17 protein-coding genes are annotated in these 23,793 nt (G+C 41.7%); all 17 read left to right on the plus strand.

Annotated elements, in window-relative coordinates; all coding sequences use genetic code 11:
* Window positions 1–29 precede the first annotated feature (29 nt).
* The 17 genes from HMPREF2794_RS22485 to HMPREF2794_RS22565 all read left to right on the plus strand — a co-directional run bounded on the left by HMPREF2794_RS22485 (window position 30) and on the right by HMPREF2794_RS22565 (window position 23,774).
* Window positions 30–584, plus strand: coding sequence for a 30S ribosomal protein S16 (locus tag HMPREF2794_RS22485; protein ID WP_055269632.1), 555 nt, complete (start codon window positions 30–32; stop codon window positions 582–584).
* Window positions 585–760: 176 nt separating this feature from the next.
* On the plus strand, window positions 761–1,756 hold the full coding sequence (locus HMPREF2794_RS22490) for a GntR family transcriptional regulator (protein ID WP_055269630.1): 996 nt from the start codon (window positions 761–763) through the stop codon (window positions 1,754–1,756).
* Window positions 1,757–1,825: 69 nt separating this feature from the next.
* On the plus strand, window positions 1,826–3,601 hold the full coding sequence (gene fucI / locus HMPREF2794_RS22495; RefSeq protein ID WP_055269628.1) for an L-fucose isomerase: 1,776 nt from the start codon (window positions 1,826–1,828) through the stop codon (window positions 3,599–3,601).
* A gap of 107 nt (window positions 3,602–3,708) precedes the next feature.
* Entirely contained in the window at window positions 3,709–4,347 is a 639-nt protein-coding gene (locus HMPREF2794_RS22500) for a class II aldolase/adducin family protein (protein ID WP_055269625.1), read from the plus strand.
* Between the two features lie 15 nt (window positions 4,348–4,362).
* Window positions 4,363–5,793, plus strand: coding sequence for a rhamnulokinase (locus HMPREF2794_RS22505; protein WP_070752751.1), 1,431 nt, complete (start codon window positions 4,363–4,365; stop codon window positions 5,791–5,793).
* Between the two features lie 7 nt (window positions 5,794–5,800).
* Window positions 5,801–6,193: an L-rhamnose mutarotase gene (locus tag HMPREF2794_RS22510; RefSeq protein ID WP_010538505.1), complete on the plus strand. Its 393-nt coding sequence runs from the start codon at window positions 5,801–5,803 to the stop codon at window positions 6,191–6,193.
* A gap of 16 nt (window positions 6,194–6,209) precedes the next feature.
* Complete coding sequence (gene fucP / locus HMPREF2794_RS22515) at window positions 6,210–7,526, plus strand: L-fucose:H+ symporter permease (protein WP_010538506.1); 1,317 nt, start codon at window positions 6,210–6,212, stop codon at window positions 7,524–7,526.
* Window positions 7,527–7,714: 188 nt separating this feature from the next.
* A complete protein-coding gene (locus HMPREF2794_RS22520; RefSeq protein ID WP_055269621.1) occupies window positions 7,715–8,266 on the plus strand; it encodes an RNA polymerase sigma-70 factor in 552 nt (183 codons plus the stop codon).
* 59 nt (window positions 8,267–8,325) lie between these two features.
* A complete protein-coding gene (locus HMPREF2794_RS22525; RefSeq protein ID WP_010538508.1) occupies window positions 8,326–9,312 on the plus strand; it encodes a FecR family protein in 987 nt (328 codons plus the stop codon).
* Between the two features lie 196 nt (window positions 9,313–9,508).
* The gene (locus HMPREF2794_RS22530) at window positions 9,509–12,850 is read left to right on the plus strand and encodes a TonB-dependent receptor (RefSeq protein WP_070752753.1); all 3,342 of its coding nucleotides are present in this window, start codon (window positions 9,509–9,511) and stop codon (window positions 12,848–12,850) included.
* An 18-nt stretch (window positions 12,851–12,868) separates the two neighbouring features.
* On the plus strand, window positions 12,869–14,464 hold the full coding sequence (locus HMPREF2794_RS22535) for a RagB/SusD family nutrient uptake outer membrane protein (RefSeq protein ID WP_070752755.1): 1,596 nt from the start codon (window positions 12,869–12,871) through the stop codon (window positions 14,462–14,464).
* A 74-nt stretch (window positions 14,465–14,538) separates the two neighbouring features.
* Window positions 14,539–15,495, plus strand: coding sequence for a glycoside hydrolase family 18 (locus HMPREF2794_RS22540; protein WP_022301170.1), 957 nt, complete (start codon window positions 14,539–14,541; stop codon window positions 15,493–15,495).
* Window positions 15,496–15,508: 13 nt separating this feature from the next.
* The gene (locus HMPREF2794_RS22545; protein ID WP_070752757.1) at window positions 15,509–17,140 is read left to right on the plus strand and encodes a BT_3987 domain-containing protein; all 1,632 of its coding nucleotides are present in this window, start codon (window positions 15,509–15,511) and stop codon (window positions 17,138–17,140) included.
* A gap of 195 nt (window positions 17,141–17,335) precedes the next feature.
* Window positions 17,336–18,301: a glycosyl hydrolase family 18 protein gene (locus HMPREF2794_RS22550; RefSeq protein WP_070752760.1), complete on the plus strand. Its 966-nt coding sequence runs from the start codon at window positions 17,336–17,338 to the stop codon at window positions 18,299–18,301.
* Between the two features lie 367 nt (window positions 18,302–18,668).
* Window positions 18,669–19,922 carry a DUF1735 and LamG domain-containing protein gene (locus HMPREF2794_RS22555; RefSeq protein WP_070752762.1) on the plus strand — a complete coding sequence of 418 codons (1,254 nt, stop codon included), beginning with the start codon at window positions 18,669–18,671 and terminating at the stop codon, window positions 19,920–19,922.
* 1,314 nt (window positions 19,923–21,236) lie between these two features.
* Window positions 21,237–22,946, plus strand: a complete 1,710-nt coding sequence (locus HMPREF2794_RS22560) for a hybrid sensor histidine kinase/response regulator transcription factor (RefSeq protein WP_055269609.1) — start codon at window positions 21,237–21,239, stop codon at window positions 22,944–22,946.
* 174 nt (window positions 22,947–23,120) lie between these two features.
* Window positions 23,121–23,774, plus strand: coding sequence for a DUF4840 domain-containing protein (locus HMPREF2794_RS22565; RefSeq protein ID WP_070752763.1), 654 nt, complete (start codon window positions 23,121–23,123; stop codon window positions 23,772–23,774).
* Window positions 23,775–23,793: the final 19 nt, after the last annotated feature.

Below are 23,793 nucleotides of genomic sequence, written 5' to 3' on the forward strand. Positions count from 1 at the left end.
AAATCATTAATTAAAAACAATTATTAAAAATGGCAACTAGAATCAGATTGCAGAGACACGGACGTAAAAGTTACGCGTTTTATTCAATTGTAATTGCAGACAGCAGAGCACCACGTGATGGTAAATTTATTGAGAAGATTGGTACTTACAACCCGAACACCAATCCTGCTACAGTAGATTTGAATTTCGACGCTGCATTGGCATGGGTACTGAAAGGTGCACAGCCAAGTGACACTGTACGTAATATCCTTTCTCGTGAAGGTGTTTACATGAAGAAACATCTTTTGGGCGGTGTTGCAAAAGGCGCATTCGGAGAAGCAGAAGCAGAAGCTAAATTCGAAGCTTGGAAGAATAACAAACAGTCAGGTCTGGCTGCTTTGAAAGCTAAACAAGACGAAGAAAAGAAAGCGGAAGCTAAAGCACGTCTGGAAGCAGAAAAGAAGATCAACGAAGTGAAAGCAAAAGCACTCGCTGAAAAGAAAGCTGCTGAAGCTGCTGAAAAAGCTGCTGCTGAAGCACCTGCAGAAGAAGCAACTGAGGCTCCGGCTGAAGAAGCTCCTGCAACAGAAGCTGCTGCTGAATAAATTTCGGCAGGTTCCTAATAAGAAATTTGGAAAAAGCTATAAATCCTCTTCGGTTCGCCGAAGGGGATTTTTTTTATTTCCTGCTATAGAACATATAAAATTAGTTCTCGACTTATGAATTAATTTCCTTTCTTTGCAGCAGCATAGCTCAGCACAGTCATTTATCTTATAACAGTATGAGACGAACTGGTAAAAAGAAAACATTTGGTCAACAGTCCAGTAAGGTTACGCAATTGGCGGACACACTTAGTCAGGCTATTTCCATGAAAGAATTTCGTGAAGGAGATTCTTTGCCTTCCATCAATCAGTTAAGTGCACAATACGGAGTATCCCGTGATACGGTCTTCAAAGCCTTTCTCGATCTTCGCGAACGCGGATTGATCGACTCTACTCCGGGAAAAGGATATTATGTAACCAGTCAGGTAACCAACATCCTGCTCCTGCTTGACCAATATACTCCTTTCAAAGAAGCCCTATACAATAGTTTCGTTAAACATCTGCCTATTAATTACAAGGTAGACTTGCTGTTTCATCAATACAATGAACGGCTTTTCAATACCATTATCCGCGAATCTATAGGAAAATACAATAAATACATAGTGATGAATTTCGATAACGAGAAATTCAGTACAGTTCTCAATAAAATCCATCCTACAAGATTACTGCTCCTTGACTTCGGCAAATTCGAGAAAGAAAAGTACTCTTATATTTGCCAGGACTTTGATGAAGCTTTCTATCAGGCATTACTTATGCTGAAGGAAAGATTGCGGCATTATCCTCAACTTGTTCTGTTATTCTCTAAAAACCTGAAACATCCTCAGAGCAGTAAAGAGTATTTTACCCGTTTCTGCGAGGAACAAGGATTTTTATGTGAAATACAGGAAGATATTGATAACCTGACCGTACGTAAAGGAGTGGCCTATATAGCCATTAAACAACAAGATGTAGTGAAGGTTGTAAAACAAGGAAGACTGGAAGGACTGAAATGCGGAAAAGATTTCGGTCTGCTGGCATACAATGATATTCCTTCTTACGAAGTGATTGACGAAGGAATCACTTCATTGAGCATTGATTGGGAAATGATGGGAAATGAGGCGGCAAATTTTGTTCTGAACAATGTACCGATACAAAAATACCTGCCTACAGAAGTAAGACTCCGAAACTCCCTATGATTTTTTTTGCCACATAACCAGCACAGCTCAGCACAGATATTAACCACTAAATAAAAAAATTAAGAAACCATGAAAAAGTATCCGAAAATCGGGATTCGTCCCACTATCGACGGTCGCCAGGGCGGCGTTCGCGAAAGTCTTGAAGAAAAGACAATGAACCTTGCCAAAGCAGTAGCTGAGTTAATCGGCAATAACCTGAAAAACGGTGACGGCACTCCTGTGGAATGTGTAATTGCCGACAGCACCATCGGTCGTGTAGCCGAAAGCGCTGCTTGTGCGGAAAAGTTTGAAAGAGAAGGTGTAGGGTCTACTATTACTGTCACTTCCTGCTGGTGCTATGGTGCGGAAACAATGGATATGAATCCACATTACCCGAAAGCAGTATGGGGCTTCAACGGAACCGAACGTCCGGGAGCTGTATACCTTGCAGCCGTATTGGCGGGACACGCGCAAAAAGGACTTCCTGCATTCGGTATCTACGGACGTGATGTACAAGACCTCGACGATAACACAATTCCGGAAGACGTAGCAGAAAAAATTCTTCGTTTTGCACGTGCAGCACAGGCAGTAGCCACTATGAGAGGTAAGTCTTACCTTTCAATGGGCAGCGTCTCTATGGGCATCGCCGGCTCTATCGTTAATCCTGATTTCTTCCAGGAATATCTGGGAATGCGCAATGAGTCAATAGACCTGACAGAAATCATCCGCCGCATGGAAGAAGGTATTTATGACCACGAAGAATACGCCAAAGCAATGGCATGGACTGAAAAGTACTGTAAAGTAAACGAAGGTGAGGACTTCAAGAACCGTCCGGAAAAACGTAAAAACCGTGAACAAAAGGATGCAGACTGGGAATTTGTTGTGAAGATGATGATTATCATGCGCGACCTGATGACCGGAAACCCGAAACTGAAAGAAATGGGATTCAAGGAAGAAGCTCTGGGACACAATGCCATCGCTGCCGGCTTCCAGGGACAACGCCAATGGACAGACTTCTATCCTAACGGTGACTATCCGGAAGCATTGCTCAACACCTCTTTCGACTGGAACGGCATCCGCGAAGCATTTGTAGTAGCTACCGAAAACGATGCCTGCAACGGTGTGGCCATGCTATTCGGACATTTACTGACCAACCGTGCACAAATATTCTCCGATGTACGTACTTATTGGAGTCCTGAAGCCGTAAAACGTGTAACCGGTAAAGAGTTGACCGGCTTAGCTGCAAACGGTATCATCCACTTGATCAACTCGGGAGCAACAACCCTCGACGGTTCCGGCCAGTCATTAGACGCAGAAGGAAATCCTGTCATGAAAGAACCATGGAACCTGACAGATGCAGATGTAGAAAACTGCCTCAAAGCAACGACATGGTATCCGGCGGACCGCGACTACTTCCGTGGCGGCGGCTTCTCATCCAACTTCCTTTCAAAAGGTGGAATGCCTGTCACTATGATGCGCCTGAACCTGATTAAAGGCTTAGGTCCTGTCCTGCAAATCGCAGAAGGATGGACCGTTGAAATCGATCCGGAAATCCACCAGAAGCTGAATATGCGTACTGACCCGACATGGCCTACTACCTGGTTCGTTCCCCGTCTGTGCGACAAAGCTGCTTTCAAAGATGTATATTCTGTAATGAACAACTGGGGAGCTAATCATGGCGCTATCAGCTACGGTCACATCGGACAAGACCTGATTACCCTTGCCTCTATGCTTCGCATCCCTGTTTGCATGCACAATGTAGATGAGAACGAAATTTTCCGCCCGGCTGCATGGAACGCATTCGGCATGGATAAAGAAGGAGCAGACTACAGAGCCTGCACAACTTACGGACCTATCTACAAATAAACAAGAAACCTTCGTCCTATATAAATTAAAAATTTAACTTTGCCGCATAGAAGTGGAAGCTGCCTGAAAAACAAGCTTCCACCCTATACGGCTTAAATAAAAACACTATGATAACTAACGAACACATCGAACAGTTTCTTGCACAGGCACACCGCTACGGAGATGCAAAATTAATGCTCTGCAGCAGCGGAAATCTTTCCTGGAGAATCGGAGAAGAAGCACTGATTTCGGGTACAGGTTCATGGGTCCCTACCCTTGCCAAAGAAAAAGTATCTATCTGCAATATTGCCAGCGGTATGCCTGCTAATGGTGTAAAGCCGTCTATGGAAAGTACTTTTCACCTCGGCGTCCTTCGCGAACGACCGGATGTAAATGTAGTACTCCATTTTCAGTCGGAATATGCTACTGCCATTTCCTGCATGAAAAACAAACCGACGAATTTTAATGTAACAGCAGAGATCCCCTGTCATGTAGGCTCTGAAATCCCTGTAATTCCTTACTATCGACCAGGGTCTCCTGAATTGGCGAAAGCGGTAGTAGAGGCTATGCTGAATCATAATTCCGTCCTGCTGACCAATCATGGACAAGTAGTATGCGGAAAAGACTTTGACCAAGTGTACGAACGGGCTACTTTCTTTGAAATGGCCTGTCGCATCATAGTTCAGTCCGGCGGCGATTACTCCGTACTGACACCGGAAGAAATAGAAGACCTGGAAATATACGTATTAGGAAAGAAAACCAAATAAGTATCCGGGAATACCATGGAAGATACCACAAGAAACACATATTTAGCAGTAGACTTTGGAGGAGGCAGCGGACGTGTTATCGCCGGCTCCCTTCTTCAGGGAAAACTGGAATTAGAAGAAGTCCACCGCTTTACCAACCGGCAAGTCAAACTCGGAAATCATGTTTACTGGGATTTTCCGGCCTTGTTCGAGGATATGAAAACCGGATTGAAACTCGCTGCACAGAAAGGATACCGTGTCAAAGGAATCGGTATCGATACTTGGGGAGTAGACTTCGGCCTGATTGACAAAAAAGGAAATTTGCTGGGCAACCCTGTCTGCTATCGGGATGCCCGGACAGACGGAATGCCCGCTAAAGCATTCCAAATACTGGATATACAAAAGCACTACGCCTGCACAGGAATACAAGTAATGCCCATCAATACGCTATTCCAACTCTACAGCATGCAACAGAGTCAAGATGTACAATTGGAAGTTGCCCACCAACTGCTGTTCATGCCTGATCTTTTCAGTTATTACCTGACAGGAGTGGCTAATAATGAATATTGCATAGCCTCCACCTCCGAATTGCTCGACGCACGCCAACGAAACTGGTCGATGGACACTATTCGTGCTTTGGGACTCCCCGAACATTTATTCGGAGAAATTATTCTACCGGGAACCATCAGAGGAACACTAAAAGAAGATATAGCCCGTGAAACCGGATTAGGCTCCGCCGATATTATTGCAGTTGGCTCACATGACACTGCCAGTGCCGTTGCTGCCGTCCCTGCAATGGAAGGACAAGTAGCCTTTCTTAGCTCCGGCACATGGTCATTGCTGGGAGTCGAAGTGGATGAACCCATATTAACGGAAGAAGCAAGACTCGCTCAGTTTACCAATGAAGGAGGGGTAGGCGGACACATCCGATTCCTGCAAAACATTACCGGGCTATGGATTCTGCAACGTCTGATGAGCGAATGGAAAATGTGTGGAGAAGAACAAAATTATGATACGATTCTTCCGCAAGCCGCCGAAGCAGAAATCGACACCATTATTCCTGTAGACGATGCAGCCTTCATGAACCCTGAAAATATGGAAACAGCTCTTTTGAATTACTGTCGGGCTCATTCCCTGGAAGTTCCCCAAAACAAGGCAGAAACGGTAAAATGTGTACTCCAGTCACTAGCCTTCAAATATCGGGAAGCAGTAGAACAACTTAACCGTTGTCTCCCCTCCCCGATTCACCGGCTAAACATCATCGGAGGAGGATCACAAAATAAACTGCTCAACCAACTCACAGCCAACGCACTCGGTATCCCTGTTTATGCAGGACCTATAGAAGCTACTGCTATGGGCAACATTCTGACTCAGGCAATGGCCAAAGGAGAAATATCCAGTCTCCGGGAAATCAGAGAAATTGTAAGCCGCAGCGTTACACCGCAAGTATATTACCCTGAAAAATAAGAAATATATGGAAACACCTCAAACTGGTTATCAAGTAAAAACCTACAACGTCCCTGTCAAGCGATATTGCCAGACTCTTGATTTACGGGATTCTCCGGAACTAATTGCCGAGTACCGGAAAAGACATAGTCAGGCAGAAGCATGGCCCGAAATCCTTGCGGGAATCCGCGAAGTAGGTATCCTTGAGATGGAAATCTACATTCTGGGCACCCGTCTGTTTATGATCGTCGAAACTCCTGCAGACTTTGATTGGGACACAGCTATGACACGCCTGAACACCCTCCCCCGACAACAGGAATGGGAAGAATACATGTCTATCTTCCAGCAGGCTGCTCCGGGAATGAGTTCGGCTGAGAAATGGAAACCAATGGAGAGAATGTTCCATCTATATAATACCTAAAATAACAAAAATAACCATGAAACACACCAAGCAGTCTATCATCTCAAAAGACGGCGTCAGCTATCTTATTCCATTTATACTTATTACATCCTGCTTTGCACTATGGGGATTTGCGAATGACATTACCAATCCGATGGTAAAAGCATTCTCCAAAATTTTCAGGATGAGTGCAACCGATGGAGCACTGGTTCAGGTAGCTTTCTACGGCGGATACTTTGCCATGGCTTTTCCTGCTGCCATGTTCATCCGTAAATATTCTTATAAAGCCGGCGTATTACTGGGACTTGGGCTATATGCTTTCGGAGCCTTCTTGTTCTTTCCCGCCAAAATGACGGGAGAATATTATCCGTTTCTGATCGCTTACTTTATTCTGACCTGTGGACTTTCCTTTCTGGAAACCAGTTGCAATCCATACATTCTTTCTATGGGAACGGAAGAAACTGCCACAAGGCGTCTGAATCTGGCCCAGTCTTTCAACCCAATGGGATCATTACTCGGTATGTTTGTAGCCATGCAATTTATTCAGGCAAAACTCCACCCGATGGGAACCGACGAACGTGCCTTACTCAATGAAAGCGAATTTCAGGCTATCAAAGAAAGTGACCTTGCCGTCTTGATTGCTCCCTATCTCACTATCGGAATAGTTATTCTGGCCATGTTGCTACTGATACGATTCGTCAAAATGCCAAAGAACGGAGATCAGAATCACAAAATAGACTTTTTCCCGACACTAAAACGTATCTTTACCCTGACACGTTATCGCGAAGGAGTGATTGCTCAGTTCTTCTATGTAGGTGTACAGATTATGTGCTGGACATTCATCATTCAATACGGAACCCGCCTGTTTATGTCACCGGAATATGGTATGGACGAAAAAAGTGCAGAAGTACTGTCACAGCAGTACAACATCATAGCAATGGTTATCTTCTGTATCAGCCGATTTATCTGTACCTTTATCCTGCGTTATCTTAATGCCGGAAAATTACTGATGATCCTTGCCATCTTCGGAGGTATCTTTACATTGGGAACTATCTTCCTGCAGAATATCTTCGGACTGTACTGTCTGGTAGCCGTTTCCGCATGCATGTCACTGATGTTCCCCACTATATACGGAATTGCCCTGAAAGGTATGGGAGACGATGCCAAATTTGGAGCGGCAGGTCTTATTATGGCAATCCTGGGAGGCTCGGTACTACCTCCGTTACAGGCAAGTATCATTGATATGAAAGAAATTGGCTCTATGCCGGCTGTCAATGTTTCATTCATTTTGCCGTTCATTTGTTTCCTTGTAATCATCGGTTATGGCTATCGAACCGTGAAAAGAAACTGGTAGAAAAAGGACTTTAAGATGGTGACACTATCCTGCTACGATGGTGTCACCATCCCACTCATATAGTGACACCATCCCGACCGGATAGTGTCACTATCTTTTTTCTTTTTTTATAAACTATTCCTTTTTTCTTCGTATCTTAATTTAATTTGTTTACATTTGTCTTTCGATTTTAATAATCTGTTAACCCGATGACCCCAGACCAAGACGAAAGACTTTTAGCGCAACAATTCGAAACAATATTCACGAAGTATTATTCAGTAGTGAAATATTTCGCCCTAATGCTGCTTAAATCCGAAGAAGACGCGAAGGATATTACCCAAGATGTTTTCACCAAACTATGGACTAAGCCTGAATTATGGGCAGAAGTTCCTAATCCGACTCCTTATATCTATACTCTTACTAAAAGTACAACTCTCAATTTTATCAAACACAAAAAAGTAGAATTGGCTTATCAGGAGAAAATTATAGAAAAAACTCTCATCGACGAACTTTTCCAATCAGAAGATACACTCAACCCCATCTATTATAAAGAGGCTCAACTAATCATCAAATTAGTTCTCGAACGTCTCCCGGAACAACGCAGAATGATTTTCGAAATGAGTCGTTTCAAGCATATGAGCAATCTTGAAATAGCCGAGAAACTAAATATTTCGAAACGAACAGTGGAACATCACATCTATTTAACCCTGCTTGAAATAAAAAAAATCATCTTTTTTGCATTTTTTCTGCTACTCCCTTAAGTAAGCTGCCTTAGTTAATTGAAGTATTAATATAACAGTTACAACATTAATACCTCAATATGAAGAATTACTTTCAGAAAATAATAACATTATTCACCGGAAACGACTATCCGGAATCTACTCAGCAAGATTTCTACAAGTGGCTGGTAGACGAAGAGCATACCGTTGAAAAAGATGAAGCACTGCAAAAATTGTGGGATGATGCTCATAAGCGAGGAACCGCAGCCGATATGCAAGAGTCCTATGAACTTTTGAAAAAGAACGCTGGAATTCCTTCCGTACCACGAAAAAGAACAATCCGACCGATTCATATATGGCAGGCTGTTGCGGCAGTTTTATTTATAGTAGCGGCTTCTTCCGTTTACCTTTCTACCATCGGTAAAGATACAGAAGCGAACCTTATTCAACAATATATTCCTACTGCTGAAATAAGGACTCTCACTCTACCCGATGGAACTCAGGTACAGCTGAACTCACAAAGTACACTTTTATATCCGCAAAACTTTACCGGGAAAGACCGTAGTGTATTTTTAATCGGTGAAGCTAACTTTAAAGTCAAACCGGATAAAAGACATCCGTTCATCGTCAAATCCAATGATTTTCAGGTGACAGCATTGGGTACGGAGTTCAATGTTTCAGCCTATCCGGAAAATCCGGTGTTGGCAGCCACATTGATTTCAGGAAGTGTATTGGTAGAGTACAATGATTTAAAATCGCAGGTGATTCTAAAACCGAATGAGCAGCTGGCTTACAATAAAGACACCCGTCGCCATTGCCTGGACAATCCCGACATGAAGGAGGTTACAGCCTGGCAACGCGGAGAACTTGTATTCAGAGAAATGTCCGTCAAAGATATAATTACAGTACTCGAACGTAAATATCCTTATACATTCGAATATCAGCTCAAGAATCTGAAAGAAGACAAGTATAGTTTCCGATTCAAAGACCGGGCACCACTCTCTGAGGTAATGGATATAATAGTGAGTGTAGTAGGTCAAATGGACTATAAGATAAAAGGAGATCACTGTTACTTAATCTCTAAGTAATAAGTATCCCCGGAAAAACGAAATAGTAAAAAACAATATTCAATAACCTTTTTAACCTTTTAAAAGCCCATGTAAAAAAGTATCCGGAACGGAGCCCTAACTCTATCCCGGATATGAAATCAAAATTCTCAATACTAGAGTCTTACTCTACTCAATTACCGTGAAATAATTTAGTTAATAACCTAATACTAAGAAAATGCTACAAATTTATGAATTTATAGTAGATCAAACCGCAAAGGGAAGAAGTTTTTTACTTTTTTTCTGTTTGTTGATGATGCAAGCACCCTCCTTTGCACAAAATAGTGCCAAGATCACGATTCAGAAGAAAAATATATCTATCATCGAGGCACTTAAGGAAGTAGAAAAACAATCCGATTATTCTGTCGGATACAATGATTCGCAACTAAGAAACAAGCCTGTTTTAAATCTTGACCTGAAAGCTGTGGCATTGGAGAATGCCCTTGCACAAATTCTCCGGGGAAGTGGATTTACTTATCAGTTCAAAGATAAGTATATCATGATTATTCCTGACAACAAGCCTAAAGGAATTCCTGCAAAGAAAGTTAGTGGAATAGTAATCGACGAAAATAATGAGCCACTGATCGGAGTGAACATTAAAGTAGAAGGAAGCTCCATAGGCGCAATCACCGATATCGATGGTAATTTCAATATAATGGCTCCTCAAGGCAGCACATTAAGCTTCACTTACGTGGGATATACACCTCAAAGTGTGAAAATAACAGATAAAAATATCTACGAAATAAGATTAGTAAGTGACACTAAACAACTGAGCGAAGTAGTAGTCACCGCTCTCGGTATCAAACGCGAACAAAAGGCACTGAGCTACAATGTGCAGCAGGTGAAGGCTGATGCAATTTCTGGTATCAAGGATGCTAATTTCATCAACAGTCTGAACGGAAAAGTAGCCGGTGTCAATATCAATAGTAGTTCCTCCGGTGTGGGTGGAGCAAGTAAAGTCGTGATGCGCGGTACAAAGTCTATCGAACAGAGCAGCAATGCACTATACGTTATCGATGGTATTCCTATGTTCAATTTTGGCGGTGGAGGTGGAACGGAATTTGATTCTCGTGGTAAGTCCGAAAGCATTGCAGACCTGAACCCGGATGATATAGAAAGCATATCCGTACTGACAGGTGCCGCTGCAGCCGCTCTCTATGGTAGCAATGCAGCCAATGGCGCCATCGTTATCACTACAAAACGAGGACAAGTGGGAAAACTACAAGTATCTGTCAACAGTAATACTGAGTTCTCCAAACCATTCGTACTTCCTCAGTTCCAGAATCGCTATGGGACAGGCAGCCGAGGCAAGACAGGTGGTACCACCACTTTAAGCTGGGGACCATTGTTGAACGAGGCTTCACGTACCGGATTCGAGCCTAAGGATTTCTTCGACACCGGATTGATATTCACTAACTCTGTTACTCTTTCTACCGGAACGGAGAAAAATCAGACTTTCTTTTCGGCTGCATCCGTAAATTCTCAAGGTATAGTCCCCAATAACCGTTACAATCGTTTTAACTTTACATTCCGCAATACGACAAGTTTCCTGAATGACCGGATGAAACTTGATGTAGGCGCCAGCTATATTATTCAAAACGATCGTAACATGACCAACCAGGGCGTATATTCCAACCCAATTGTACCCGTCTACCTGTTTCCACGTAGTGACGATTTCAGTCTTATCAAAGTATTTGAACGTTGGGATCCGGCACGTAAAATCAATACGATGTTTTGGCCGCAAGGTGAAGGGGATCTTCGTATGCAAAACCCATACTGGATTGCATATCGCAATTTACGCCTCAACCAAAAAAAACGTTATATGCTCTCCGCACAGTTAAGTTATGATATCACCGACTGGTTAAACATTGCAGGTCGTGTGCGTATAGACAATTCTCACACTAAGTATGAACAGAAACTGTATGCCAGTTCAAATGCGACCATAACCGAAGAGAGCACACAGGGACATTATACCATTGCCAAACCTGATGAAACTCAAACATACGCCGATGTACTTGCCAATATCAACAAGCGTTTCGGTGACTACTCATTAGTAGCAAACGTGGGAGCCAGTATTGTAAACAATAAATTTGAAGAATTAAGTTATCGTGGTCCGATACGTGAAAAGGGAATCCCTAACGTATTCAACGTCTTCGACCTTGACAATGCCAAGAAGAAAGCACGTCAGGACGAATGGCAGGAACAAACGCAATCCATCTTTGCCAGTGTAGAAGTCGGTTGGAAAAGCATGCTCTATCTGACTCTGACCGGACGTAACGACTGGGCATCGCAACTCGCCAATTCATCCACTTCTTCGTTCTTCTACCCCTCGGTAGGACTTTCGGGCGTTATCTCCGAAATGATACAGATGCCAAGTTTCATTGACTACATGAAAGTACGTGGTTCGTTCAGTTCCGTCGGTATGCCTTATCCGCGCAACCTAACTTCTCCAACTTATGAATATAATGAAGCCACCCAAAGTTGGAAGCCCAAGACTCACTATCCTATCGGTGATCTGAAACCGGAACGTACCGATTCATGGGAAGTCGGTTTGGACATGAAACTTTTCAAGGACTTTAATCTCGGCCTGTCATGGTACCTGGCCAATACATTCAACCAAACGTTCGACCCTCAAATTTCCGTATCATCCGGTTACACTACCATTTATCTTCAGACAGGTTATGTACGTAACACAGGACTGGAACTTTCATTGGGTTACGGACATACCTGGAATAACAACTTCCGTTGGGACAGTAACTTCACCCTTAGCCATAACAAAAATAAAATTAAAGAACTAGTAAGAGATTACGTACATCCCGAGACAGGTGAACTTATAAACAAAGACCGACTGGATGTAGGCGGACTTGGAAAGGCACGCTTTATTCTGAAGGAAGGCGGCACATTGGGCGACCTCTATACTCAGTCCGATCTGAAACGTGATGATAATGGTATGGTGGATATCGACCCCACCGGCATAGTAGCTATAGAAAATAATCTGCCGGACATCAAGTTGGGTAGTGTATTTCCAAAAGCCAATTTGGCATGGAGCAATCACTTCTCATGGAAAGGTATAAGCTTAAGCGCTCTCTTTACGGCACGTATCGGTGGCATTGTCTACTCTGCCACAGAAGCAGCCATGGACCAGTACGGTGTATCTGAACGTTCGGCTTTGGCACGCGATAATGGCGGTGTACTGGTAAATAACCGCACACTTGTCGATGCGCAAAACTATTATACAACGATTGGCAGTGAAAGCGGACTGCCTCAATACTACACCTACAACGCCACCAACGTGCGTCTGCAAGAAGCAAGCATCGGATACCTTATCCCGCGCAAGTGGCTGGGAAACGTGTGTGATATCCAAGTATCTGTAATAGGTCGTAATTTATGGATGATTTACAATAAAGCTCCTTTCGATCCCGAATCAGTAGCCACAACGGACAACTATTATCAGGGAATCGACTACTTCATGTTGCCAAGTACCCGTAACATTGGTTTCAATGTAAAAATTAACTTTTAACGAACTAAATCAACTATTATGAAACAAGTGACATCTATCCTGAAGATGTTCTTCTTTGCTCTACTACTTATTGGCGGAACGGCCTGTACAAATAACTTTGCCGACATCAACCGCAAAGATTACGAAGTGGACAAGAATGAACTGGGACGTGAAAACTATAATTTAGGGGCTACGCTAAGAGGTCTACAGGGGCTTGTTGTTCCCGTCAAAGAGCATCTTTATCAATTTATTGAAGCGCTGGCTGCCGGTCCGTATGCCGGATACTTCGGAGCCACTAACCCGTGGACAACCAAATTTGAAACATATAATCCGTCTGTGGATTGGCAGGACAAAACATTTTCCGACGTTTTCACCGAAACTTATCCGCTCTACCGTGACCTGCGCGACCAAAGCGATGATCCTGTCGCATTGGCATTATCCAAATTACTGCGCGTAGCTATTATGCACCGTATGACAGATATGTATGGACCTATCCCCTATAGCAAGATAGTAGACGAACAAGGCGGAATATCACTCTCTGTGCCATATGACTCCCAAGCAGACGTTTATAAACAAATGTTGAAAGAACTGGACGAAGTGGATGTTGTATTGAAAGAGAATCTAAACCTGGGGACTGAAGCTTTCCGTAAATTCGATGATGTTTATTACGGTGATATGAATAAATGGCACAAATATACCAACTCCCTGAAACTGCGCATGGCTATCCGCATGTCTTACGTTGATCCTGCCACTGCCCAACAAGTTGCCGAAGCTGCTGTATCCGCAGGTGTCATTACCTCGAACGCAGATAACGCCTGGCTGACAGTAGAAGAGAATCGTGCTTCTATGATTTTCAATGGTTGGAATGACCACCGTGTGGGTGCCGATATTATTTCTTATATGAATGGTTACAACGACCCTCGCCGGCCAAAGATGTTCACCACCGTAAAATTGGACGAAAGGGTAGGCGGCCAAAATGTAAAAGTTGACGGTTATGCAGGTATCCGCATCGGTATCGACGTAGCCAATAAGGACGAAGTGAAAGACCGTTATAGCAAACCCGTCATCGCTACCGAAAGTCCCTATTTATGGATGAACGCCGCCGAAATCACTTTCCTGCGTGCAGAAGGTGCCTTACGGGGATGGAATATGGGTGGAGATGCCAAGTCTTTGTACGAACAGGCCATTACACTTTCCTTCGACCAATACGGACTAACCGGCGCCGATGCTTATGTTGCCGACTCTCAAAACAAACCGCAAGCGTATACCGATCCTATGCGTACCTATTCTGTCGCAGCTCCAGCCAGCACCATTACTATTGCCTGGCAAGATGGCGACGATAAGTTTGAAGCCAATTTGGAACGTATAATCACTCAAAAGTGGATTGCAATGTTCCCCTGCACAGTAGAAGCATGGAGCGAATACCGCCGTACGGGTTACCCCAAACTGCTACCGGTAGTTGTAAATAACAGTGGCGGTGTCATCAACGACAAAGTTATTAAGATTCGCCGTTTGTGGTATCCACCGCGTGAGTATTCCAACAACCAGTATATCACAGAAGCTGTAAAGATGTTGGGTGGAGACGATAACGGAGCTACTCCCTTATGGTGGGATAAAAAACCGCGTACTCCGTAACCGTCCACATTCAGAAGGACAATTGCCCGACTATAATAATGAAGAAAGAACTAAAAATATATACATCAAACGATATGAAAATAAAAATATCAATCACCAGGTTATACACCGGATTATTCCTGTTGCTGGCTCTCCTGTCAATTGCCTCATGTAACGACTGGAAAGATATAGAATCCGTAGATATTGCCCCTCAAAACGCCAAAGATCAGAATCCCGAACTTTGGGCGCGTTATATGGAATCGCTGCGTGTCTACAAGCAAGAACGTCCGCATTACATCACATACAGCAGTTTCGATAATGGTGCCGAAGAGTCTAAGAATGAAGGTGCGTATCTTCGTTCATTGCCTGATTCACTGGATATAGTCACGTTAGCTAATTCAGAAAACATCAGCACTTATGACCGCGAAGACATCCCCTTATTACAGGAGAAAAGTACAAAAGTACTTTACCGTGTAGACTACGCTTCACAAGCGGCTATTCTTTCCGATGCAGCTAAACTGGGGGCTTTTCTCGACAAAGCTATCGCTACAGCGACCGAACTGAATCTGAATGGTTTTGCCTTTACGGGCATGCCACTCTATAGTGGTACGGAAGCGGAACTGGCCGCACGCAAAGAAGCTGCAAAGTTGATTGTTTCCAGACTCTCTGCAGCAGCTAGTGGTGACAAATTACTGGTATTGGATGGCGACCCCGCATTTGTGGAAACTTCCGATATCGAAAAACTAGACTATATAGTACTGAACACTGTTGATATAACTAATGTCACCACCTTGAAACTACTGGTCACAGGACTGCTTGACAACCAATCATTACCTAAAGAGAAGCTGCTATTGGCTGCAAAAATCAATAACCAAATAATCGACGAAACCAATGTGAAACAAGATGCCGTAACCGTTATGACTGAACGCGTAGTTTCACTAGGCCCTCTTGGAGGACTAGCCATTTTTGCCACAGGTGACGATTATTATCAAACAAAAATGCATTATGCAATCACCAGGACAGCTATACAATTGATGAATCCGTCAAACTAAAAAATATACTGTTATGAAAAAATATACAATCAAACATCTCCTGTTCCTGTTGCTACTAGTAGCAATGGCGGGATGTACCGAAGATCCTATTTCAATGGCAGCAGGCAAGTTGCCCGATGAAGTGGCGATGAGTAAGATAGGGGGAATATTGTACAGTGAAAAATCATTGACCAATAAACTGGCTATCAGACTATCCAAAGACGAAACTTCCGCTACCGACGCCATTTACTACACCCTGACACAACCGGCTGCAAGCGCAGTCACAGTAACCGCGATAGCCGATGAAAAGCTTGTGGACATTTATAATGAAACGAATCTGACCAGTCTGAAAGCATTACCTGCAGCCAATGTACAATTCGAAAAGGGAGGTACACTTACTATTGCTGCCGGAAAACAAGTATCAGAAAAAATAAAGGTTACAATCTTGACACAGGGATTAGAAGCCGAAACAACATATCTACTTCCACTCACCATAGTGCAAGCACCAACAGATGTACAGGCTCAAAACGAAAAACAGGTGCTCTATTATGGAGTAAGTATCAGAGAGAAGCTTACGACTATTTATCCGTACAATCCCCAAATGCCAATAGCAATGCCGCCGATGCTACCCGATTTATTTGCTGTATTTTATGTTAATACGGAAAACTACCAACCATTGATAGCCGATGTATATGGAATCAATAAAACAAATACAGAAGATTGGTCTGAAACATTATATACGATTGGCGACATCGTCAATCTAAGAATTGTAACTGTAGATTACGATTCTGCAACCAAACGTGCGCTACTCAACCTAAGCAGCGATATACGCTACGTACTTGAAAATGCAGACAAATATATCCGCCGACTCCAAGAACACGGTCGCAAAGTCTGCATCTGTATCGAAGGAGGTGGAAAAGGATTGGGATTCTGTAATATGAGTGACGCACAGATAGCTGATTTCAGTAACCAAGTAAAAGATGTGATAGAGCTTTATCAACTAGACGGAGTGAATCTTTGGGATAGAGACAGCGGTTATGGCAAAGAAGGCATGCCTGCAATAAATACTACTTCCTACCCCAAGTTGATTAAAGCACTACATGAAGTCCTGCCTGATGACAAGTTACTCACTTTGGTAGACAAAGACAAACCTACCGAATACTTCTACGATGTCAATGCATGTGGCGGAATCAAAGTAGGCGAATACATTGATTACGCATGGCACGGATATGTGAGCGAAGAAGAAGAAGTACAAATCATCGAACCATGGGAATCCGAACAGTCTTACAGCAAATATACCCGTAGACCTATTGCAGGATTAGCACCCGAATATTATGGAAAGGTAAATATTCCCCGTTATTATACCGGAACAGCCCAACTTGGAAATGACTCTTCCAAGAAACTTGTGATGTGGAAAAAAGAAAAAGAGAGAGACAATAACATACTTGTATTTGGAAATGACCTCATCGCCAATGAACAAAACCAATATGAAGGTGCTATGCTTGGCACAATTTTCCAAATAGGTTTTTTTATGAATGACGGTAAAATATGGGGAACATTGCCATGGGGACCTGAGGGATTTGTAAATGGAGATTATATGTATGATAGTCAGTATTTATACTATATGCTCAATCAAACATATAATGTATACGCCAAAGACTGGTAAAAACAAAAAATAAAAATGTCAAGAGAACATCGGAAAATAAATGAGAACCAAGAGTATGTGTTGATGTCTGAGTGTTAAAAAAGACAGTAAGAAAGGAGGTAAAATAGTACATCTCCGAAATCTACAGTTATTTTCTATATCAATGTTATTTGACTGTTTCCTGAATTTAATATGAACATCTAAAATTTTAAAAAGATGAAAACATTAAATCGTATTTTCTTAATGATTGTAGCTATGGCTGCAAGCTTCGTTGTTGCAAGTTGCAGCAATGATAACACCGTAAATGAAGCACAGGATGCTTCTCAAGGTATTACCACACGCGCTGTAGGCACAAAGACACCTAAATTCACCGCTTATATCGAAACAAACGATATAAACCCGTTGAATGCAGGTGAGTACTACTTCACCGGCACGAATCCTCACGAAGAGGTGATTGATCATGTGATTCTGTTCGCTTCCAATATACGTGGAACCGCATCATCAGTGCAACTGTATCACAACCCTAACCAAACTTATATTCTGAACAATATCAACACATTAGTGAAGCCGTTACAGAATAAAGGAATTAAGGTGTTACTCGGATTGCTCGGCGACCACACGGGAGTCGGATTTGCTAATCTTACTAATAAAAATATAGCTGCGGGAGATTCACTACTCAATGATTTCGCATATCAAGTAGCCAACTGTGTCACAACCTATGGTTTGGACGGTGTGGATTTCGATGATGAATATGCCGAATATGGAAAGATATCCGGTACTCCCACACCAAGTACCAACAACTTTGGTCTGCTCATTCAGAAAGTGCGTGAGTTGTTACCGGACAAATTAATTACAGCATTTGATTACGGTGGTTATACAGGTTTTAACCAGACTACCATGAATGCTATCAGTTACATGTGGCCGAACTTCGGTTGCAGTTCTAATCCGCCTTCAGGACTTCCAAAGAGCAAATGGGCAAAACTGTCATTGCACTATACCAGTGGTTGGCCAACTTGTGATCAAATCCAGAATTGTGCAAGCAGCTATAACGGATATGGTGCCGTTATGTCGTTCAATCTCCGCAATTATGATTGTTCAGGAACTATGAATTGTTTCGCTCCGTATGTATGGGGAGGAAGGACAGTAAGCTATACCGGTACTTCATATTCGAAGAACTACTAATTAAGGTGTAATACAATCTGGCGCAATGCCTCTTTAAAAGTATGCTAAAGCAGGCATTGCGTCGGATAAAGAAAAAGAACTGGGAGTGTTGCATAAGAAACAACACTCTTACAGGAACACTCCCAGTCTTTTCTTCATATTATATAAGCAATCAAAAGAATATTTTGCCATAAAGATAAAAAGCGTAACACCTGTTTTTATATCAAAAAGCATAAACTTAGATAATAAATATACCGGCCAATGACCCAAACTATAAAATCTAAAGTCTCATAAAAGTCCAAGGACTATAAAAAAAGAATCAATAAAGAACGAAATTAATATCACCATATATAAAGAATTAATCTAATTACTAAAAAACAAGAATCGCATGAAAACAAAAAGAATCTTTCGAAACGCTTTGTCGACTGCCTCTTTTGCAGGCATCACCTTAGCCACGTTGCTATCGGCAGTGAGTTGCGACAACAAAGACTACAACAATGCCTCTCCCTTCGACAATGTTGTCTACATTGACGCTGCCGAATTGCAAGATGTCAGCAACTTCACTTTCAACCGGACAATTGCGGACGGAAAGAAAGAAATCTCGGCTGTACTCGCATTTCCCACAGATGCAGATATCAATGTTAGTTTCAAAGCAGAGCCGTCACTTGCTGACACTTACAATGCCCGTCTCGGAACCAAGTTCACTGTACTGGACTCCAAACATTACAAATTCTCGGCACAACAAGCCGTTATCCCCAAAGGTGAAATCACCTCAAAGCCCGTCACAATTGATTTCTCTTCCCTCACCGACCTGGAAATTGACGCAGGTTATTTATTACCTGTCACCATCGACCAAGCTTCAAATGGAATGAGTATTCTAGGAGGCTCCAGAACAATCTGTTACGTGATACGCCGTTCCAGTGCCATAACTACCGCTGCCAGCTTAAAAGATAACTACTTCGAAGTGCCCGGTTTTGATTTCGGAAGCCCTACTGCTTCAGTTGTGAACAATATGGCACAATTGACATTTGAAGCCATCATCCGTGTGAACAAGTTTGAAAGAGATATTTCCACTATCATGGGTATAGAACAATACTGTTTGTTCCGCATCGGAGATGCCGGTTTCCCACGTCAACAATTACAATTCTCAAGTCCCGGTGATGTAAAATTCCCCAATCCAAGTAACAACAAACTGCTGCAGGCAAATGAGTGGTATCATGTAGCTGTGACCTACGATACAGAACATAAAACTGCTATTATGTATGTAGATGGCAAGGAACAGAGTCGCATCGAAGATTATGGTAACGGTACACCGATCAATCTGGGTAAACAAGAACGTGAGAAACAGGCCTACATGTTCAAGATAGGTCACTCTTATGATGAACCTGATGTATTTCTCCGCCAACTTGATGGTGAAATTTGCGAGGCACGTATTTGGAACGTAGCCCGTACACAAGAAGAAATCTATCAGAATATGTACAGTGTAGAGCCTACCACACCCGGTCTGTGTGCTTATTGGAAATTTAATGAAGGAGAAGGCGATAAAGCGATAGATCAGACAGGCAATGGTAATGATGCAATAGCCCATTCTAAAGTTATGTGGCCGGACGGTATCGAAGTAACACAGAAAAACAAAGAATAAACAATTCTGAGAAATTCGTGTACCATTCTCTAATAAAATAATATACGGACTTTATTTAATTGATCATCCTCCGGAAGCTATTTACTCTTCCAACGCTCATATAATTAACTGGTGGGAAAGTAATGGGCTAAAAAAAGAGAAGTAGCAACCGAGGATTATCAGATGAATGCTGTGACATTTTTGTATCTAATCTAATTATTATAAGGGGAGAAACAAAAATGTCACAGCACTACTAATCAATACCTTAACCCTCAAAAAGCATTCTTTTTTCTATAAGTTTACAAAAAACGTCTATATACTTTTCACCTTTTATCCAACCCAAACTGCACTTTTTCTTCGCATCCCCTATCCAATCATAAAGAGACTATGAAGTTACAGTTGAGCAACCGGGCAGACAGACTTGTGCTACAACCCGGTTACTGTTGTGCATCCCAATAGATATACAACTGTAACAGGACAAAACATAAACACTAGACCATTAATAGATAACCAAAACTCTTTAATTCATACAGTAGAATACTTCAAATGAACCTGATAAATATAGGAAAACATGCACAGCATTATACCTATTTATCAAGTATACTTTTTAGAACGACCTCACTAAAATCTACTTTATCGGCACTCATCGCCAATTTGCAAACAAAGGGTTCAATAGTAGCTTCGGTCCTACTGCCTTCTATTTTAACACTATTTTAATTACAGGTATACCATTCATTACGATTACCCATATTTTTCATAGAACAATAAATATAACATTGTATTAAAAATATACAAGTTTTTCATCCCTTTTATCGCAGATATAACACCAAAAGTGATAAGTATTCATTTTTAATCAAATATTATATCAATTTTTTATAACTAAGCCGTATCTTTACCTCCTTAGAGCAAGCAATACCTTATTATAAAAAAATACGTATATATTATCCTAACCTACAAATGAGAAAATCTAAATTGGTACTTAATGGAAAATATTCCAAAAGTACCCAACACAAGACAAGACCACCTCCTATCCTGCCATATTTTGAATAAACTATTTAACATATATAATCAATAAAAAACAATCAAATAATTATTGTTACTTGGAGGAAAATCAGCATTCCTTTAGAAAGAGTTCAAACATTAGAATTAAAACTCTACATATATACTACACATTCCCATTATCAACCTTCAAAGAACAACTAATTCTGAGATCATGTTATTTGAACTTATTGATATACAATCATAAGACTATAATACTGTGCATTTTTCGTTTTAAACTCAGACAGGAGGAATAGACCGGTTTCACCAAGTGACGTTACTATAAAACAAATAAATATGAAATATTTAATTATAACGTCATTATCCGCTTCCATATTCACAACTATAACTACTCAAAATGAATTATTCTCAATTTTATTTTCGGTAGCAGGAGTGTTTTTATTGTATTGGTTCGTATTCCACACGTCTACCATGAAGAAAGAAATCGCTTTCTTAAAAGAAGAAAATCAATACTTTATAGATTCTTTCCAGAATATCCGTACTCCGGTCACGTCACTTCATACTCCGCTGAAGTCAGCCTGCAACAATGATTGTCCTGACAGTATCAAAAAGGATCTGTCATTGGCCATCCGCAACATAGATTGCCTCAACGAACATTTAGCCAGGCTAATGGATATGAAACAACTATTCATCTATTCCAAAAGAATGAATTTTGCAGAATATGAACTAGGAAATTTCCTTAATAGCAGAATTTCTTCTCTGCAAGATCATGCGACAAGTAAACAAGTAAAATTAGAGATTCGGACGGAGTTTAAATATGCCAGCGTATGGATAGATAAAAGTAAAATTTCTCCCGTTATTGAGAAGTTTATCAAGAATGTAATAGATCATTCTGAGCCATCAAAAAACATTACTTTAAGTGCATCTTTATGCAACAAATATTGGGAAATCAGCACTACTCATACCGAAAGCAGCAATCTGATGAAGTGTTACAAATGTTCTACAAAGCATCTTCTTAAACAGAAAACGGAATCCAGATATCATTTCGCCAAAAGCACTCTATGTAAAAGGCTGATTGAGCTATGTAACGGAGAAATACTGGTTAACCATTCATGCCAGACTATCGCATTACGCTTTCCTGTGAAATGTTTATGTGAGAACGCATCCGGGCACACTTTTGTTCACATCGAAAAGAATGTGGAAGAGGAAAAGACCGATGCTTTATTCCACAAAGGTACGCAGAAAAGAAGTTCGTCCCGACCGGTCGTAGTTTTGGCGGATAGTAATGACGATTTCAGGTTCTATCTGGAAACATGTCTGTCGGAGAAATATATAGTAAGAAGCTTTAATAATGGACAGGAAGCATTGGCGTGTATAAAAAAAGAACATCCGGACCTGCTGATATGTGACACAGTGCTGCATGGAATGGGTGGTGATGAACTTTCTTCAAGATTGAAGACTTCTAAAGAGACATCGATCATACCGGTTATTCTTTACGGATCGCATATCGATGTGGATCAACGCAACAAAAGGGAAGCTTCATTAGCAGATACATTTATGCACACCCCCTTTCACGTGGAAGATTTAAAGATAGAGATTTCCGTTCTTATCAGAAACAGCCGCCTTTTGAGAAAAGCATTCCTCCACAAAGTGTTCGGAGAACAATTCTTGAAGGTACAGTCTGCCGAGACCGGCATGGAGACTCTTGAAGATGTCAGGAAGTCACTGATTGATGAAGCAAAAGATTATGTTCTGGAGCGCATAGAGAAGGAAGACCTGACAATAGATGAAATAGCTTCACACCTGGGAATGAGCAGAACCAAATTCTATAACAAATGGAAGTCACTGACCGGTGAAGCTCCCAACGTCTTCATCGAAGCCATTCGCATGGAGAAAGCACACGAGTTATTGGAAAGCGGAAAGTATCCGGTCAGCATAATACCGGAAATGATTGGGCTGAAAGATCTGAAAAACTTCCGCAACAGGTATAAAGAATACTTCGGAATTACTCCAAGAGAGTCAATCAGAAAAAAATATTCTGAATAAAACAGACATTTAAAAACAGGTCTGAAGGTACTCCGGCACGATTTAGACGGAGAAACCGGCGGGAGTACCTTTTTCTTTTTTATTTTCATGATGCAGTATTCCGTGATTCCCGGTATTTACTCTATGTACGTACACCTTAATTTTGAGAATTAATAATCTAATTTGTTTAACAGTATGAAAACTTTAACTGAAATGAAAAAAGTATGTTGTCTTGGTCGTTTTGTTTTATTGGTAATGGCGTTGGGGCTGGCAAGCACCTTTAGTTCCTGTAGCAGTGATGATGACGAAAGTATTCCGGTATATTCCATCAAAGATGTAGAAGGAACCTACTCCGGTAAAATGCAGACAACATCTGTTGCTCCCCTGGAAAGTACAGGAAATGAAACGGAGGAAGGAGTCGCCGTAAATGCCGAATTGAAAGATAACCATATTTTAATCAGCAAATTTCCGGTAGATGGTCTGATCAAAAGCATTATCACAGATCCGGAGGCTGCCGAAGCCATCATTAAAGCTGTGGGAGATATAGAATACAAAATCCCTTATCAGGCAGCTTTCAACGACAACAAAGATAACATCTTGCTTCAACTTTCACCTGAACCTTTAGTATTGGAAATCGCAATGGAGCAGCCGTCAGTAAAAGCAGAAGGAGAAGAAGAGACTCCCAAACTCACCGTGAAAGTAACAATCAAAGCAGACGAGAAAGGCAAATACGCTTACGAAGGACAGAAACTAACGTTTGCTATTCAGGCAACGGAAGTTACGGTAAACGAAGGAGCATTTGATACATTTCCGGCTACCACATTTTCTTTTGATATGACTAAGAAATAGGGTGACTGCTTCATTATTT

The organism is Bacteroides sp. HMSC067B03, from assembly GCF_001811315.1.
Lineage (GTDB): Bacteria > Bacteroidota > Bacteroidia > Bacteroidales > Bacteroidaceae > Bacteroides > Bacteroides faecis.

Excerpts from the sequence above, each read along its gene's own strand:
- HMPREF2794_RS22560 (WP_055269609.1), top strand. The coding sequence starts at position 21,237 with ATGAAATATTTAATTATAACGTCATTATCCGCTTCCATATTCACAACT.
- fucI (WP_055269628.1), top strand. The coding sequence starts at position 1,826 with ATGAAAAAGTATCCGAAAATCGGGATTCGTCCCACTATCGACGGTCGC.
- HMPREF2794_RS22530 (WP_070752753.1), top strand. The coding sequence starts at position 9,509 with ATGCTACAAATTTATGAATTTATAGTAGATCAAACCGCAAAGGGAAGA.
- HMPREF2794_RS22500 (WP_055269625.1), top strand. The coding sequence starts at position 3,709 with ATGATAACTAACGAACACATCGAACAGTTTCTTGCACAGGCACACCGC.
- HMPREF2794_RS22555 (WP_070752762.1), top strand. The coding sequence starts at position 18,669 with ATGAAAACAAAAAGAATCTTTCGAAACGCTTTGTCGACTGCCTCTTTT.
- HMPREF2794_RS22525 (WP_010538508.1), top strand. The coding sequence starts at position 8,326 with ATGAAGAATTACTTTCAGAAAATAATAACATTATTCACCGGAAACGAC.
- HMPREF2794_RS22545 (WP_070752757.1), top strand. The coding sequence starts at position 15,509 with ATGAAAAAATATACAATCAAACATCTCCTGTTCCTGTTGCTACTAGTA.
- HMPREF2794_RS22505 (WP_070752751.1), top strand. The coding sequence starts at position 4,363 with ATGGAAGATACCACAAGAAACACATATTTAGCAGTAGACTTTGGAGGA.
- HMPREF2794_RS22510 (WP_010538505.1), top strand. The coding sequence starts at position 5,801 with ATGGAAACACCTCAAACTGGTTATCAAGTAAAAACCTACAACGTCCCT.
- HMPREF2794_RS22550 (WP_070752760.1), top strand. The coding sequence starts at position 17,336 with ATGAAAACATTAAATCGTATTTTCTTAATGATTGTAGCTATGGCTGCA.
- HMPREF2794_RS22490 (WP_055269630.1), top strand. The coding sequence starts at position 761 with ATGAGACGAACTGGTAAAAAGAAAACATTTGGTCAACAGTCCAGTAAG.
- HMPREF2794_RS22565 (WP_070752763.1), top strand. The coding sequence starts at position 23,121 with ATGAAAACTTTAACTGAAATGAAAAAAGTATGTTGTCTTGGTCGTTTT.
- HMPREF2794_RS22485 (WP_055269632.1), top strand. The coding sequence starts at position 30 with ATGGCAACTAGAATCAGATTGCAGAGACACGGACGTAAAAGTTACGCG.
- fucP (WP_010538506.1), top strand. The coding sequence starts at position 6,210 with ATGAAACACACCAAGCAGTCTATCATCTCAAAAGACGGCGTCAGCTAT.
- HMPREF2794_RS22535 (WP_070752755.1), top strand. The coding sequence starts at position 12,869 with ATGAAACAAGTGACATCTATCCTGAAGATGTTCTTCTTTGCTCTACTA.
- HMPREF2794_RS22540 (WP_022301170.1), top strand. The coding sequence starts at position 14,539 with ATGAAAATAAAAATATCAATCACCAGGTTATACACCGGATTATTCCTG.
- HMPREF2794_RS22520 (WP_055269621.1), top strand. The coding sequence starts at position 7,715 with ATGACCCCAGACCAAGACGAAAGACTTTTAGCGCAACAATTCGAAACA.